Below are 14,890 nucleotides of genomic sequence, written 5' to 3' on the forward strand. Positions count from 1 at the left end.
GTTGACAGTTGAAGGGGAAGACAGCGAAAATTGCAACAGAAGCTCTACAACGAGATTATCTGCAATATAACGTGAGTAAAATTCAACAAATTTCCGGACGCGGCGTTCCCCTTCGCGGTAACGACATCGACACCGATCGCATCATTCCCGCCCGTTTCCTCCGCTGCGTCACCTTCGACGGACTCGGCGCGCAAGTCTTTGCCGACGATCGCGCTCAAACCCAAGGTCAGCATCCCTTCGATCTTCCCCAATATCAAGGCGCAAACCTGCTTTTTGTCAACGATAACTTCGGTTGCGGTTCCTCCCGAGAACACGCCCCCCAAGCCCTCTCTAAATGGGGGATTCGAGGGATTATCGGCGAAAGCTTTGCCGAAATTTTCTTCGGAAACTGCGTCGCGATCGGCCTTCCCTGCGTCACCGCCGACAGCGCCACCCTCGATCGCCTGCAAAGCACCCTAGAAGCCAATCCCCAAACCCCCGTTACTCTCGACCTCGACAACCTGCAAATCCATTGCGGCGATGTCACTGCCAGCGTCCAAATGGGCGAAGGGCCGCACCAAATGCTGACCAGCGGAACTTGGGATAGTTGCGGTCAACTCGTCGCCCGCGCTGACGACATTCGCGCGACGGCTGCTAAGTTGCCTTATTTGCATTGGCAAACCCCCGCATCGGCTTAAAGAGGCGATTAAAAAGAACCGGTCTCGCAGTTTGGGAACCGAGAGATCCAAAATTTGGGTTGACTCGTAATTGAAGTATTAGCTCTAACAAGATTACCGAGCTAGAGCCATACAAAACACGAAAAAGGAACCCCAAAAATGACGATATTGCGCAATCGAGAAGGGCAAAACCTCAAAGTCTTGAGCGATACAATTTGCATTAAATTAAAATCGATGCAATCGCCCAATCAAATGGCTGTTGTCACCGTAGATGTTCCGCCCGGTGGCTTCGTTCCTCCTCACACTCACAACCAAGAAGAAGAAAGCTATTATGTCTTAGAAGGTTCGATGGTTATGAAAATTGGGAATGAGGAATTTGAAATCGAATCGGGAGATTTCGTTCACATTCCCCCCAACACTGTACATGGCTATCAGAATAATAGCGATCGCGCCCTGCGATTTCTGGCCTGGACTGTTGGCGGTGCGATCGACGAATTCTTTATTGAAATGGATCGGGAAATTCGAGAAATTCCCGACGACCTCTCGAAACTGCCTGCAATTATCGAGCGGTATGGAATTGCAATGACAGAGCCAGCGCCGCCAGCAATACCGGGATAATGAATTAGCGCGATCGCACTAAGCTGTTCGGCATTTAAATTGTGATGTGGGACTGACGGGGGGAGAGGGGGAGATTGAGTCTACCCAATTTAAATGCGCCTTAGCTTAACCTCAGCGTCAGTAATATAAACCTACCATCAAGGTTGGGGGCTGAGGTAAGTTTACAAGGGCAAACATTACGCACCCCACTGAGTTTAGAAATCGGGCAGGGTCGGATGTTTTCCCCTATTTTTTTGAGAATCAATTTAACCTCAGTTCTGGAATTCGCTATTGGAGGCTTGTTTTTACTTTACACTGAACGCTAGCCATCCTGCGAATCATGAGAAAGACTACCGATTTTCTGAAATTAACTGGGTTAAGTATCAGCGGCGCACTGACGCTGCAAATTTCCCTCGCCCAACCCGCCCGCGCCTTTAACGATACCTCCAATTATTGGGCGAATCGTTGCATCGATCGCTTGGGAACCCTCAGTTTGATTCGCGGCTATCCCGATGGTAGTTTTCGCCCCAACGCCACTGTAACGCGCGCCGAGTTTGCAATCTTGATGCTCAATACCTTCCCCAATGCGCCCAAACTCCAAACCATTCCCGAATTTCGCGATGTACCGGCGAACTTTTGGGCGGCGCGGGCGATTCGGGGGGCAGCAGAACGCGGTTTTTTTAGCGGTTATCCCGATGGGACGTTTAAACCGCAGCAGGCGATTTCTCGGGTACAGGCGATCGCGGTTCTCACCAACGCCCAACAACTGCCTATTTTCGCCGTTCCCGATCCGATCTTAAAGCGCTACTTTACCGATGCGGGGCAGATTCCCAGTTATGCGGGCGGTGCGATTGCATCCGCTGCACAAAATGAGAAAATTGTCAATCATCCCAACGTTCGCCAACTGCGCCCCAACCAAAACATTACGCGCGGCGAAGTTGCCGCCCTGTTGTGCCAAGCGCGGGAATTAAAACTCGTTCCCTTGCAATACGTTACCAGCGAAATTAACCTCGTGCGCGGCGTATTTGCCTTCGGGCCGGAAATTCAGGCATTTGGGCAATTTTCCCAAGGGTTAGTGACGGCAAAATGGGACAACAATAAAATCGGTTATATCGACTCCCAAGGCAAAACCGTTATCCCCGCCAAATTTGACTTAGCGCAAGCTTTTGCAGAAGATCGGGCTGTTGCAGGTATCGAGAAAGGCGATCGCATTCGTTTCGGTTACATCGATGTACAAGGAAACTGGGCAGTTCAACCTCAATACGCGATCGCCCAATCGTTCAGCGAAGGACTCGCCGCAGTCAGTCCCGACGGGCAAAAATACGGCTTCATCGATCGCGCCGGAAAATTCATCGTTACGCCGCAATACGATCTGGTTCTTCCATTTTCTGAAGGACTCGCCGCCGTTTCCCAGGGCAATCGCTGGGGATTTATTGATAAAACGGGTAAGATTGCGATCGCCTTACAATATCCCTCCGTTTCCCCCTTTTCTGAAGGGATGGCACGCATTTCTGCCGGAGAACAGGTCGGCTTTATCGATACCGCCGGAAATCCAGTCATTACCCCCCAATTTTCTGCCGCTTGGGACTTCTCCGAAGGACTTGCCCCTGCCCTCGATCGCGCCACAAAACGCTGGGGATACATCGATAAAACCGGAAACTGGGCAATTTCGCCGCAATTTGAAGCCGCACAATCTTTTTCAGAGGGATTAGCGGGGGTTGGACTGGGTGGAAAATGGGGATACATCGACAAAACCGGCAAAGTTGCGATTCCCTTGCAATTTTTCTCGCCGCAAACGCAATTTGACGGTGGTGGTAGCAACCCTTACAGCGATCCGATGGCGGTTCTCCCCTTCAAAAAAGGCTTAGCCTTGGTACGCAATGGCAAAAGCGCCGGTTTCATCGATCGCCAAGGACGCTGGGTTATCGAACCTTTACTCTACAACGATGCCGAGCCGATTTCTGAAGGTTTAGCGCGGGTTCATGTTGGCGGCGAATGGGTTCCGGAGTACGACTATCCCAACAATTCCCCTTACTTGCGAAACGTGATGGTGCGCGGGGGCGGCTGGGGATATATTAGGGTTAACTCACCATCGAATTAAAAAGGAAAAGTTCCGATGGAAATTGTTAGACCCACGCCAACAAAGATGCAAGTTTGGCATTTTTCGATTGACTATTGGGTTCAATCAGGCAGTGCTTTAGTCGGGAGTATTGGGATAATTTCTGTTTTTGCCTTATTCTCCCTGAACCCACTGATTGATTTTCTCATCATTGCCGCGATCGTAGTATTTAATTACTATTATTTTTGCCTCTTATTGGCAGACCAGAGTATCATCAGCTATTGCTGCTTCAACAAGACAGAGGGAATGCTAGAACTCCGTCGCAGAAAACTATTGTTTCAGCAAGATGCGATCGAAATCCCCCTCGTCGAAATTTCAGCCATACAATTAGACGAGACAATTATTAAATATTCGTGGTTTAACTTCAATCCTTTCGATTTTAGAAATACTCGATTTGAGTGGCATAATACTAATCCGATCGCAGCAATTGTCGGTTTTTTTACCGGACGACTTAGGCTGTATCAAGTCTATTTCGTAACTGATAGAATTGGGAAAATAAGTTTAACCTGCTACGAAACTGATATTTGCAGAAGCAAGCGAAAATTAGTCGAGCGCCTCTCCTCTTGGTTAGATAAGTATCATCGCCAACCGGCAAATACAAGAACGCCCTCAGCCGCATCCTCAAGCTCGTTAACTCAATCGCAAAGTCGCGAGCAAGAGATTGAAAAATGGCAACTTGCGATTGCAGAAGATGCTAATAATGCTGAAGCTCATTATCAACTCGGATTAGCCCTCTATCGAAATAAACAGCGACAAGAAGCCAGCTTTCATCTCAAACAAGCAAGGGATTTATTCGAGCAACAAAATAACAGTAAAAAAGCGGCTCAAATCCAAGAGTATCTTTGGCAGTCAGGTTTGGATTAAAAATCATCTCGGCTGTAAATTCCGTGCAAGCCAATCGATGCAATCGTCCAACCGAAGAGAACGCCAGTCCCTTCAGCAAAACAGTTGATTCTATGGCGATTTTCTGCTGCCTGTGCGATCGCTAATTGCTGCACTGTCGCATTCGGTTTTTTCGAGAGGGTTTCATAGTTTTGATAACTTGCGGTTAACGCTTTCCATTCCGGTAAAAGGGAGTAGGCACTAATACCGCTTATCCCAAAACCGGGTAAGATGACAAGAGCAATAAAAAGTAACTTTTGAAAATTCATGGCTTTTTTGATGTAATGTATGGATTGATAGTTTTATCGAGAATAAGTAGGATGCGTTAGCGATCGCGTAACGCACCGTCTCAAAGATTTATGTAGTTCGCCCTACCCTGTAAGCCGTTTCCAGGCTTAATTAACTCACCTCAGAAGGGCGAATGGGATTCGCCACTACCTTTTATTTTTGTGGCTTTCAGGGTTTCCTAATCGTCTAAATAAAAGCCAAATCCTAATATCGCGCAACACTCCGCCCATTGAAACAATTGTTGCAATTCCTCATTAAAAGCAAGTCTGATAAACGCATTAAAATTGAGGTAATAACTCTCCTCATCATAACGAACTTTCCAACGTCCGCGTACATTGCTTCCCAAGGGCGCGTCCGTTCGATTAACATTTTAATTCCCTCAAAAACTTCTCGATAGATCGAATCAAAGTTATCTTGCTTTCCCGACTTTAGGATAATTTGCGATCGCAGAAACTCGCCAACAAAGATCGAGATCGGCAATATCTTTAGGACATTGACGTTCGTCATCCCATTCAGAAAATTCTAATATAGCAACAGACACATCGATTGGAAAGCAAGCGCTTGTTGCTCGATTAAGGGTTCGAGTTCGGCGCGATCGCTCCCCGATTTTAGAGAAAATCTATACCAATCAATGCCCATCCAATTTAAACCATAGTAGCTACTCTGAAGAACGATGGAGGGCTAACCTTTCATCCTAGGGTGGGATCGATGTTGTCAATTATCCATTATCAATTATCCATTATCCATTACATTTACTTCGTCGTCATCGTCCATACGCCATCCCATTCTGTCTCCGGTGGATTCATTAACATATGCAAGCAACGCTCGATATGTAAGTGCGCGGCGCGATCGCTCGGTGCAATTTCTAGGATCGTTCCAAAATAGGGCAAAGCCATCGAAAAATCGCCCGCAACGTAGTGTTTTCGACCGTTGTTATATAACTCCAAAATCGGTTCTCGTTGCGGGGCGGCGGGATCGGAATGACGACCGATTAATTCGTAAACGCGAACGGGTTCGGTTTTTCCTTTAACGCGAATGCAATCTAACTCTCGCACGGCAATTTCTTTTTTATGTTCGCCGCACAATTCATAAGTATTTTCGCTAATCACGATATCGCAGCCATACTGTTTGCTCGCGCCTTCCAAACGCGAACTTAAATTCACACCATCGCCGATTGCGGTAAACTCCATGCGTTTGCTCGAACCAATATTGCCGCTAATTACAGAACCCGAATTAATCCCGATCCCGATGCGGATCGGTTCCTTATGTTCTGCGGCTCGACGCGCGTTAAATTCAGCCAACCGTTGGCGCATTTCCAAAGAACTCTGTACCGCTTGCCAAGCGTGATCCGGCAGTTCAAAGGGCGTACCGAATACTGCCATAATTGCGTCGCCGATGTATTTATCGAGGATGCCTTTGTGGTTAAAAATTGCTTCAACCATCGACTCAAAATATTCGTTGAGCATCTGCACGACTTCTTCTGCCTGTAACTTTTCAGTTAAGCTCGTATAGCTGCGAATATCGGAAAAAAGAATTGTCACCTCTTTGCGTTTGCCACCTAAACTGATATTACCGCCTTCGAGCAGTTGTTCTGCCAGTTCTTGGTTCATGTAACGATACATCGTACTCTTGAGGCGTTTCGCTTGAGAGATGTCATCCATGACCACCAACGCGCCGCTGATTTTTTCGGGTTCGCTAGCATCGCTAATGGTATTGATACTGAGGTTGACGCTATGTTCTTCGCCAGCGGTAGAGATTAGGGGTTGGTCGGGGTAATACTGCTCGCGATCTTTGCTGGTTTTAGGATTGAGCGATCGCGCGAACCAATCGGCAAATTCGCCTTTGCGGGCGCTTTCTGCCTTATCAGCCCCATCTTTACTTTTAATATCGATCAACTCTCTCATACTCTTGCCTTCGAGCGGTTCGTCGCCCAGTCCGAGCAAATCTCGCGCTTTTTCATTAGCAGCAATGACCATCCCGTTTTTGTCGGTGGAAATTACGCCATTGGTCAAACTGCGCAAGATATCGCGCTGCATTTGTTCTTGCTGTTTGACTTGGTTGAAGAGTTTCGCATTCTGCAACGCCACGCCTGCTTGAATGTTAAACGCCTTCATGAATTCTTGGTCGTTGCGATTGAAGCTCGCTTTCCAACATTCAGGAGCTTGAGGCCAAGTGTCGGGATCGTATTCAGAATGACTCCCCTGTTTGATTTTGTTCACCAACTGCGTCACGCCGATTAAGTGACCGTCGGAGTTGAACACCGGCATACACAACAGGCTGCAAGTCCGATATTTTGTTTTTTCGTCGGTGGCTTTCGCGTTTTGTCCCATTGGATGCTCGTAAGCATCGTAGGCAATGTTGAGAATTTCGCCCGTTTCGCCGACATGACCGGCAAAACCCACGCCCACGGGACAGGTTAAGTCCAGCGTTTTTCCATCGGGAAGCTTGACTTTTGTCCAAAGTTGTGTATTGTCATCGTTGAGCAACCAGAGGGTACTGCGATCGGCATTCATCAATTTTTTCGCCGCATCCATCACCGTACTGAGGGTTACTTCGAGATCGAGGTTGCCTTTGCTTAAAGAGTTGGTGGCTTCGATCAGGGCGTTGGCGGCGCGCTGGCGCTGGGTGGCTTTATAGAAGGAGCGAGAAGATTCGAGAATTAAGCGAATGGAAGGGGCAAATTCTTCAAAAACTTGCAGGTCTTCGTCGGTGAATCCTTCGGTGGAGATGCGCTCGGCTAGGGCTGTATCGCGATCGCTGGATGATTTGAGTTTGTTTAGGAGTTGAACGACTGCGACTAACTCCTGAACGACTTCTCCCTTGTCGTTTTCCTTTTCCGTTAGCAAGGGCAGCGTCAGCATTGAATAGGTGCGATATTTATTTTTCTTATCAAATTCTTTCGCTGCTTCCGATCGCGGATCGTCGTAAAAATCGTAAGGGATATTGAGCGGTTGTTTGAATTGGGCGACTTCTCCGGCAATCCCGCGACCGACGGGAACGCGAATTTCGATCGGCTTGCCGTCGCTGCCTTTGGCGACAATCGACCATAGCTCGTCTTGGTCGTCGTCGAGGAGGTAAATCGTGGTTCGGTCTGCGCCGAGCAGTTCCCCAGTCTTGAGCGTAATCGAGCGCAACATTTCGTCAAGAATTGCGTCAAACCCTTGACTATCGAGCAGGTTATCGAGCATCGATAGGGTCTGATTGACGACCTTTAGTTTTTCTTCAACATCCCCTACAACGTCTCTGAAGTTTTCTGGGGAAACGCGCTCTAAGTAACTGCTAAAAGTGCCTCCTGCGGCGATCGTTAAGGCACTAGACGAATTGTTGGCATTGGGGGGAATCGGGGAATCTTCACTTTCGGGAATTACGTCGATCGTCTGCCCGGTGTAGCCGTCTAAGACTTTGGTTTCAGGTGATGCAGGAGTCATGCGTTTAATTTAAAAAAGAACTTCTAAAGTTAAAAATGCAGTTTTTGAAGTAGATGCTCAAAAGTTTATCGGTTTGAGGCTCCAGCAATTGTTGTGGAAAGAACAGACTCGCGTCCTGTTTCTCAACGTGCGGTATCGAGCGAGTTTACCTCGTTTTTAACGATTATTCCAGGCTCTTTTCAATTTTAGTTGACGGTCCGTTCCGGCGGCGTTGGGCGGCTTGGGTTAACAGGGACTCGGCAAAAGCGATCGCGTTTTTGCTCGATTGTCCGCCCGCAAGTTGAGCGAGTTCTTCGCGGCGCGTTTGAGCGGTGTCTAAAGGAACGATGCGGACGACGGTGCGAAGATCTGGCACTTCGAGGTTGGAGGCCACCCAAAGCGGGGATTCGGATTCATCCACGGTTTGTTTATCGACGCGAAAGTGAACGTCTGCCATTGCGGCGACAATGGGTTGGTGGGTGACGCAGAGGATTTGGTGTTGGTGGCTGAGTTGGTGAAGTTTTTCGGCGATCGCACCAGCGACTTTTCCCGAAGCACCCGCATCGATTTCGTCAAAGACTAGGGTGCGTTCGGGCAAGGTTGCGTTGGCTTCTGTCCCTCGGGCGAAACAAGCCTTTAAGGCAAGCAGAAAGCGACTCATTTCTCCACCCGAGGCGGTTTCTGAAAGGGGCTGCACGGCTTCTCCGGGGTTGGGGCTAAAGTAATAAGCAATGCGATCGCTGCCCGTCGAACTGACAGGAGCGGGGGTAAGGCGACATTCAAATTTTACCTTATCCATCGCTAGGGGTTTTAATTCTCGAATTAGGGTTTCTTCGAGGTCGCAAGCGGCGTTTTTCCGCTGCTGGCTTAGGCTTTTGCAGCGCTCTTGCAGTTTGCGTTCTCGCTCTCGATATCGTTTTTCGAGTTCTTCTAAGGATTGATTGCTATCGTCGAGTTCGGCCAGTTCTTGGCGGAGTTTTTGGCGATGCGCGATCGCGTCGGCTAAGTCCGGTCCGTATTTGCGGCAAATTTGTTTGAGGGCGTTGAGGCGTTCTTCGACTTCAGCGAGGCGTTCGGGATCGGATTCTAAGTTTTCGCCGTAGCTATAAATTTGTTTGCCAGCTTCGATGGTTTGGGTTAAGGCTTCTCGCACCAGTTCGAGCAAGCTGCTTAGTTGGGGATCGTAGTTAACCATATCGGTGAGGATATTTTCGGCATCTGCGAGCAGATCGGTACTGGCGGGAACTTCGCGATCGTTTTGATAAAGGAGTTGATACGCTTTGTAGCTCGATTGCTGTAACTCGACGACGTGCGAGAGGCGATCGCGTTCTTGCTCGAGTTGGTTGAGTTCGTCGGGATCGTCGAGTTCGGCGGTTTCGAGTTCTTTGAGTTGATATTGCAGCCAATCGAGGCGTTGCAAGCGTTCTTTTTCGGAATTTCGGCGCTGTTCTAGGGCTTGCTCGCTTTGTTTGTAGGCGGCGTAGGCTTCGGTTACGGCAGCGCGTTCGGCCAGTAGCGTTTCGCCGCCAAAGGCATCGAGCAAATCTCGCTGTCGGGCGGGGAGAAACAATTGTACGGTTTGACCTTGGGCAGTAATTTCTACTAAGCGATCGCGCAGTTGCCCGATCGCTTGACGGTTGACTAATACGCCATTAATACGAGAGCGGGAGCGCACGCCATTCTGACTTTGGGTTAACTCCCGACAACACACGAAGCTTTCTTCATCTAAGAGTTCGATTTCTTGTTCGCTCAGCCAATCTGCGATCGTCGGTGTTATGGCAAACGTTGCTTCGACTAACCCTTGCTGGCTGCCAGTGCGCAACAAACGACCGCTGGCTTTCCCCCCTAACACGACATCAAGAGCATCGAGAATAATCGATTTACCCGCTCCCGTTTCGCCGGTTAGCACGTTTAAGCCCGATCCGAACTCTCGATCCAAGCGATCGATCAAAGCAAAATTCCGAATTCGTAAGGAAAGTAACATCGACCGATGCCCGATTTTAAGTTTTTTAGACCCAAATTATAGCACAGGCTGAGGGAGGCGGGAGCCGAGCGCTGTTTCTGACCCGCTTGTTGGGGCGCATCGTTAACTTAGGGTAACAATCTCAAAACTTCTGCATCTAGTTTCACAATCCTTAACTTTATTTTTCTTTACGGAAATCGTTGTTTTTACAACTTTTTACTTGTTTTGCTTGCGGTTTAATGCTATTATCTAGATAATGGAAATATTGGCATTTTTAAAATTAATGCACAGATTTCCATTATAAAAATATAATACCCAAACTTTCGAGAAAAAGCAAGCCCCAAAATCCCTAAAAAATCCCCCCAACTCAACTAGAAACTGAGAAATTGTAGCTTAGCAAACAACAATTTAACCCAATAACTTAACCCGATTTCAAAATATCCCGAAACCAAGCCTCAAAGCGATCGCCCCAAACCCCCAAACCATAGTCATGCTCGGCTTGCTGGCGACAAACCGAGCGATCGATCTCATCAATGCGAGCAATCCCTTCAATTAATCCTTCTACGCTATCCGGTTCCACTAAAAAACCCGTTTTACCCTCGCGCACGATTTCTGCTGGACCGCCGCGCCGATAAGCAATAATAGGAACGCCGCAAGCTAACGCCTCAATTGCTACATTACCAAACGCTTCCACCCAGCGAGGAGTCATCAACAGAGCGCGACAATCGCGCAGTTGTGCCTGTAATTCCTCAGTTCCTAAAAAACCCCGATATTCCATCGGCGCGTCGGCATAATCGCGACAAATTTGCTGCCAATACTCCTCATCCTGAATTTTGCCAAAAATCTTTAAAGGAATGCCCGTTATTTGTGCGGCTCGCACGGCATCTTCGAGTGCTTTTTCTGGGGCAATTCTTCCCAGCCAAGCTAACGAATTTTGAGGTCTTGCCTGAAATTGGTAGAGCGATAGATCGATCCCGCTCCCAAGGATGCGACACTGTTGGCAAAACGGGAAAGTTTCTGCTTGAGTACGAGTATACACGCCGATGGTGTGAGGAAAATCTCGGGCGACGCGATTCATGATGCGATCGAGGGCTTCCGTCATCGACCCCATACTAATAAAATGGGCAATAGGAATGTGGAAAAAAGGGGTTAAATAAAAGGGCAGCCAATCGAAAGCAAAATTAACAATTAAGTCCCAATCTTGTTCGACGGCGCGCGCGTAATCCCACAGATTCGCTAAAGCAGAATTGTCGGGCAGAACGACCGGCGTATCGCGAGTTAAAGTTTGAGCGGCAATTTGAATCTCTCCCTCAACTTCAACAAGAGAAATCCCCTCGAGCTTAGAATCTTGAGGGGCAAGCACCAAAACTTGATGACCGCGTTTCAGCATTTCTAGGGCTAAATTTTTCAGTGTTAGTTCGACACCGCCGCCAATTCCAGAGCCTAACGGTGCTACGGGAGTCGATAAAAAGAGAAGTTTCACGATTGAGTTACGAGGAGTTTGAGCCTAGAGATTAAGGTGAATCGAAAAGTATCGTCGCGATCGAAAATTAACAATAAAATCTCGCAACGCGAGCCAAGGTTCTGCCGAAATATTTTCTGGCGCTAGAATCTGTATAAACTATTCACAAATAACAGCCAACTGAAATGCAACTTTTTGTCCCCGGTCGCCTTTGTTTATTTGGCGAACATAGCGATTGGGCGGGGGGATATCGCCGCATCAATCCAGAATTAGGCAAAGGTTACGCCCTAATATCGGGGATCGATCGCGGTTTGTATGCGACCGTCCGACCCCATCCTACGCATTTTACCGTGCGGGCGACGGGGAATCGAGGCGAATCCCTCGGTGCGCTGCAACTGCCGATGACAGCAGACTCTTTACTCGCCGAAGCGCGATCGGGCGGTTTTTTCAGCTATGCTGCGGGGGTAGCCTACCAAATTTTACAGCGCTATCGCGTTGGCGGAATCGACCTTAATAATAATCGCAGCACTCTTCCCATTCAAAAAGGACTCTCCTCGAGCGCCGCGCTATGCGTTCTCGTCGCTCGCGCCTTCAATCGCACCTACAACCTGCAATTGAGCGTTCGCGAAGAAATGGAGTTAGCGTACCTCGGCGAAAGGACAACTCCCTCGCAATGCGGTCGTATGGACCAAGCGTGCGCCTACGGACAACGCCCCGTAATGATGATTTTTGAGGGAGAAGCGACAGAAATCGTCGAATTAAGCCTTTCGCAACCCTTAGATCTCGTCCTGGTTGACCTTGGAGGCGTTAAAAATACCCAGGAAATTCTAGCAGCACTCAATCAAGCCTATCCCATCGCGCGCAATCGCCGACAAAAGGACGTACAGTATTATCTGGGAGAAGTAAGTGCAGAGATAACTCAAGCGGCTGCGATCGCATTGAGCCAGGGAGATCCCCAGCGCTTGGGGCAGTTAATGCGGCAAGCACAAGCCGCTTTTGACCGCTATCTCATCCCCGCTTGTCCCTCGCAACTCACCGCACCACTTCTCCATACCCTCCTCGAACATCCTCCCCTACAACCCTATATTTGGGGAGGTAAAGGAGTCGGTTCCCAGGGCGATGGAACGGCGCAATTGCTCGTCAAGGAGCGAACGGCTCGGCAAGAAGCAATCGCGGTTATAGAGCGAGATTTCCCGCAAATGCACGCGCTCGGTCTTGTTCTCGCTCCTCCGACCTAAAAATCCTGTTTTCTCGTTGGCTCGATAATCTATGAACGATGCAACCTCTCATTCGGTCTCCATTCGCAAAGCTGTCATTCCGGCGGCGGGGTTCGGAACCCGTATGTTCCCTGCCACAAAAGCAATTAAAAAAGAATTTTTTCCGATTATCGATCGCGAAGGCCGAGCTAAACCGATTATCCTTGCAATTGTTGAAGAAGCGATTCAAGCCGGAATCGAAGAAGTTGGGATCGTCGTCCAAAAACGCGATCGCGCTTTATTTGAAGAATTTTTTAGAGCTAACCCCTCGCCCACACTGTACGACAAACTCAAACCCGACGCGCGCGAATATTGCCGCTACTTACAACAACTTGGAGAGCGCATCACGCTCATCGATCAAGATATTGCCGATGGATTTGGTTATGCCGTTTCTTGTGCCAAAAGTTGGGTGAACGACGAGTTGTTTTTATTGCTGCTAGGCGACCACCTTTATACTTCATTTATTACGAAAAATTGTTCGAGTCAAATATTAGATGTATATCGAGATGTGAAGCTCAGTACGATTGGAATGCGGATTGTTTCAATAGCGGAAATTGAAAATTACGGCGGCATTACCGGAAAATGGACGGCTACAGATGCCGTGCTTTCTATTACCGAAATTCATGAAAAACCGACTCCAGAGTTTGCCAGCGCTCGCTTGCGCGTCAGAGGCATGGAAGAAGGAAAATTTTTGGCAGTTTTTGGGAACTATATTCTCACGCCGACAATTTTTGAAATCTTGCAAGAAAATATATCGAACAATGCCAGAGAAAGCGGTGAGTTCCAGTTAACCTCCTGCCTCGAAAAATTGAGAGCGCGCGAAGGGATGGCTGGGTACTTAATCAAAGGACAGTGCTTTGATGTCGGCTTGCCCGATGTGTACCGCAAGACGATTATTGATTTCCGCCACGCGCGATCGGATTTTTAAGTTAATATCGAAAAATAAACTCGGTTCTATGTTGCGTACTCTTCTGCTTGCGAAAATTCACAACTGCACGCTTACCGGGGCAAATTTAGACTACGAGGGCAGCATTAGCATTGACAAAGCCTTGCTTGATGCTGCCGGAATTTTGCCTTACGAACAAGTGCAAATTGTCAATAAAAACAATGGTAATCGTTTGATGACTTATGCGATCGAAGCGCCCGCCCATTCGGGAATTATTGAATTGAATGGTGCAGCGGCGCGACTGGGAATGAAAGGCGATTCATTAATTATTATGACCTACGGACAATTGAACGAAGAAGAACTCCTATCTTACGCTCCTAGAGTTGTCTTAGTCGATCGCAATAATACCCCCGTTGCGAGGGTTAGCTCTACAGCGCGGAACTAGAAATGGAGCGCTAATTAAAACTCAGCTACGACTTCTATTTCTCCGGTTTGTCTCTGTTGAATTTATGCCTCATCAGGAAATCGCGATCGCGCTTTTGTAGTTCCCCTTCAGCCCACATTCCGCACGCTTTCTACAAAGGTCTGAAGTTTATGAGTCGTCCTGCTAGTATCACTGTCGTTGGCATTTTGGAATTGATTAGCGGTATCCTTAACCTTCTCGACTGCTTGGGTTTGTTATTAATTGGCGGCTTTGTCGGAGGAATTTGCCTTCTCTCAGGCAGTCAAGAAGGTTTCGCGATCGCGGCGATCTTCGGCAGCTTTATGCTACTGTTTGCCTTCATTAGTCTTACGCTCGGACTACTCTCCCTCATCCTCAGCATCGGTCTATTCCGACTCCACAAGTGGGCTTGGGTCGGAGCAACCATCGTCCACAGCATTACTCTAATCGTCGAAGTAACCAAGCTCGCAGGTAGCGGTGGAGTCGCCGCTAATTATTTAAACCTCGGCTTCGCCATTGCCATCTTTTACTACCTGATGCAGCCCGATGTCAAACAAGCATTTCGCGTCTGAGCGCGCCCTACCGCTTGTCTCCTTTCACCGCCTCCCTTATCTCATAAGCTTAAATTATGAGAGAGATGAGGAGAACTTTAGTGTCAAGTCTTTACAAAACTTAAAAAGGTAGCTATGATGTGAAACATAGATACGAGATACGAACCTCGCATCTCGAACCTTGATAACTTAATACCGCAATCATTCAACCATGACAACCACCCTTTCAACTCGCGAGAGCGCGGGCGCTTGGGAAAGATTCTGTCAGTGGATTACCAGTACCAACAACCGCATTTATGTCGGTTGGTTCGGCGTACTGATGATCCCGACGCTTCTGAGCGCAACCATCTGCTACCTGATCGCCTTTGTCGCCGCCCCCCC

General features: G+C 48.3%; 13 protein-coding genes and 1 pseudogene. 9 read left to right on the forward strand and 5 right to left on the reverse strand.

All coding sequences use genetic code 11. The features are described 5' to 3' along the window. The first annotated feature begins 71 nt into the window (after positions 1–71). The 4 genes from leuD to H6G50_RS12425 all read left to right on the forward strand — a co-directional run bounded on the left by leuD (position 72) and on the right by H6G50_RS12425 (position 4,236). Positions 72–677: a 3-isopropylmalate dehydratase small subunit gene (gene leuD, locus H6G50_RS12410; protein WP_190716644.1), complete on the forward strand. Its 606-nt coding sequence runs from the start codon at positions 72–74 to the stop codon at positions 675–677. Positions 678–815: 138 nt separating this feature from the next. After that, positions 816–1,274, forward strand: coding sequence for a cupin domain-containing protein (locus tag H6G50_RS12415; protein ID WP_190716645.1), 459 nt, complete (start codon positions 816–818; stop codon positions 1,272–1,274). Between the two features lie 319 nt (positions 1,275–1,593). Beyond that, positions 1,594–3,354, forward strand: coding sequence for a WG repeat-containing protein (locus H6G50_RS12420; RefSeq protein ID WP_190716647.1), 1,761 nt, complete (start codon positions 1,594–1,596; stop codon positions 3,352–3,354). Between the two features lie 15 nt (positions 3,355–3,369). Further along, on the forward strand, positions 3,370–4,236 hold the full coding sequence (locus H6G50_RS12425; protein WP_190716649.1) for a hypothetical protein: 867 nt from the start codon (positions 3,370–3,372) through the stop codon (positions 4,234–4,236). Here H6G50_RS12425 and H6G50_RS12430 read toward each other — a convergent pair. The 5 genes from H6G50_RS12430 to H6G50_RS12445 all read right to left on the reverse strand — a co-directional run bounded on the left by H6G50_RS12430 (position 4,233) and on the right by H6G50_RS12445 (position 11,395). Continuing rightward, positions 4,233–4,523: a hypothetical protein gene (locus H6G50_RS12430; RefSeq protein WP_190716651.1), complete on the reverse strand. Its 291-nt coding sequence runs from the start codon at positions 4,521–4,523 to the stop codon at positions 4,233–4,235. The genes H6G50_RS12425 and H6G50_RS12430 overlap by 4 nt on opposite strands. Before the next feature lie 428 nt (positions 4,524–4,951). Next, positions 4,952–5,083: a hypothetical protein gene (locus H6G50_RS24415; protein ID WP_277882685.1), complete on the reverse strand. Its 132-nt coding sequence runs from the start codon at positions 5,081–5,083 to the stop codon at positions 4,952–4,954. Between the two features lie 211 nt (positions 5,084–5,294). Then, positions 5,295–7,970, reverse strand: a complete 2,676-nt coding sequence (locus H6G50_RS12435; RefSeq protein ID WP_190716658.1) for an adenylate/guanylate cyclase domain-containing protein — start codon at positions 7,968–7,970, stop codon at positions 5,295–5,297. Positions 7,971–8,133: 163 nt separating this feature from the next. Further along, positions 8,134–9,933, reverse strand: coding sequence for a DNA repair protein RecN (recN, locus tag H6G50_RS12440; RefSeq protein WP_190716660.1), 1,800 nt, complete (start codon positions 9,931–9,933; stop codon positions 8,134–8,136). A 400-nt stretch (positions 9,934–10,333) separates the two neighbouring features. Then, positions 10,334–11,395, reverse strand: coding sequence for a glycosyltransferase family 4 protein (locus H6G50_RS12445; protein ID WP_347239928.1), 1,062 nt, complete (start codon positions 11,393–11,395; stop codon positions 10,334–10,336). Positions 11,396–11,559: 164 nt separating this feature from the next. On the opposite strand from H6G50_RS12445, the gene H6G50_RS12450 reads away from it, so the two are divergent. The 5 genes and pseudogenes from H6G50_RS12450 to H6G50_RS12470 form a co-directional block, all read left to right on the forward strand. Next, complete coding sequence (locus tag H6G50_RS12450) at positions 11,560–12,612, forward strand: GHMP kinase (protein ID WP_190716662.1); 1,053 nt, start codon at positions 11,560–11,562, stop codon at positions 12,610–12,612. Positions 12,613–12,643: 31 nt separating this feature from the next. Further along, the gene (locus tag H6G50_RS12455) at positions 12,644–13,558 is read left to right on the forward strand and encodes a sugar phosphate nucleotidyltransferase (RefSeq protein ID WP_190716665.1); all 915 of its coding nucleotides are present in this window, start codon (positions 12,644–12,646) and stop codon (positions 13,556–13,558) included. 28 nt (positions 13,559–13,586) lie between these two features. Next, positions 13,587–13,961, forward strand: a complete 375-nt coding sequence (panD, locus tag H6G50_RS12460) for an aspartate 1-decarboxylase (protein WP_190716672.1) — start codon at positions 13,587–13,589, stop codon at positions 13,959–13,961. A 149-nt stretch (positions 13,962–14,110) separates the two neighbouring features. Next, positions 14,111–14,530 (forward strand): hypothetical protein, encoded by a 420-nt coding sequence (locus H6G50_RS12465; protein WP_190716675.1) that lies wholly within the window; start codon positions 14,111–14,113, stop codon positions 14,528–14,530. A 190-nt stretch (positions 14,531–14,720) separates the two neighbouring features. Continuing rightward, a pseudogene (locus H6G50_RS12470) lies at positions 14,721–14,890 on the forward strand (photosystem II q(b) protein); the annotation flags it as partial.

Source organism: Oscillatoria sp. FACHB-1406 (assembly GCF_014698145.1).
In the GTDB taxonomy this organism is placed as follows: Bacteria; Cyanobacteriota; Cyanobacteriia; order Cyanobacteriales; family Spirulinaceae; genus FACHB-1406.

Bases quoted from the DNA above. Each gene is read 5' to 3' on its own strand.
- H6G50_RS12430 (WP_190716651.1), bottom strand. From the start codon at position 4,523: ATGAATTTTCAAAAGTTACTTTTTATTGCTCTTGTCATCTTACCCGGT.
- H6G50_RS12450 (WP_190716662.1), top strand. From the start codon at position 11,560: ATGCAACTTTTTGTCCCCGGTCGCCTTTGTTTATTTGGCGAACATAGC.
- H6G50_RS12420 (WP_190716647.1), top strand. From the start codon at position 1,594: ATGAGAAAGACTACCGATTTTCTGAAATTAACTGGGTTAAGTATCAGC.
- H6G50_RS12425 (WP_190716649.1), top strand. From the start codon at position 3,370: ATGGAAATTGTTAGACCCACGCCAACAAAGATGCAAGTTTGGCATTTT.
- H6G50_RS12435 (WP_190716658.1), bottom strand. From the start codon at position 7,970: ATGACTCCTGCATCACCTGAAACCAAAGTCTTAGACGGCTACACCGGG.
- H6G50_RS12455 (WP_190716665.1), top strand. From the start codon at position 12,644: ATGAACGATGCAACCTCTCATTCGGTCTCCATTCGCAAAGCTGTCATT.
- panD (WP_190716672.1), top strand. From the start codon at position 13,587: ATGTTGCGTACTCTTCTGCTTGCGAAAATTCACAACTGCACGCTTACC.
- recN (WP_190716660.1), bottom strand. From the start codon at position 9,933: ATGTTACTTTCCTTACGAATTCGGAATTTTGCTTTGATCGATCGCTTG.
- H6G50_RS12465 (WP_190716675.1), top strand. From the start codon at position 14,111: ATGAGTCGTCCTGCTAGTATCACTGTCGTTGGCATTTTGGAATTGATT.
- H6G50_RS12415 (WP_190716645.1), top strand. From the start codon at position 816: ATGACGATATTGCGCAATCGAGAAGGGCAAAACCTCAAAGTCTTGAGC.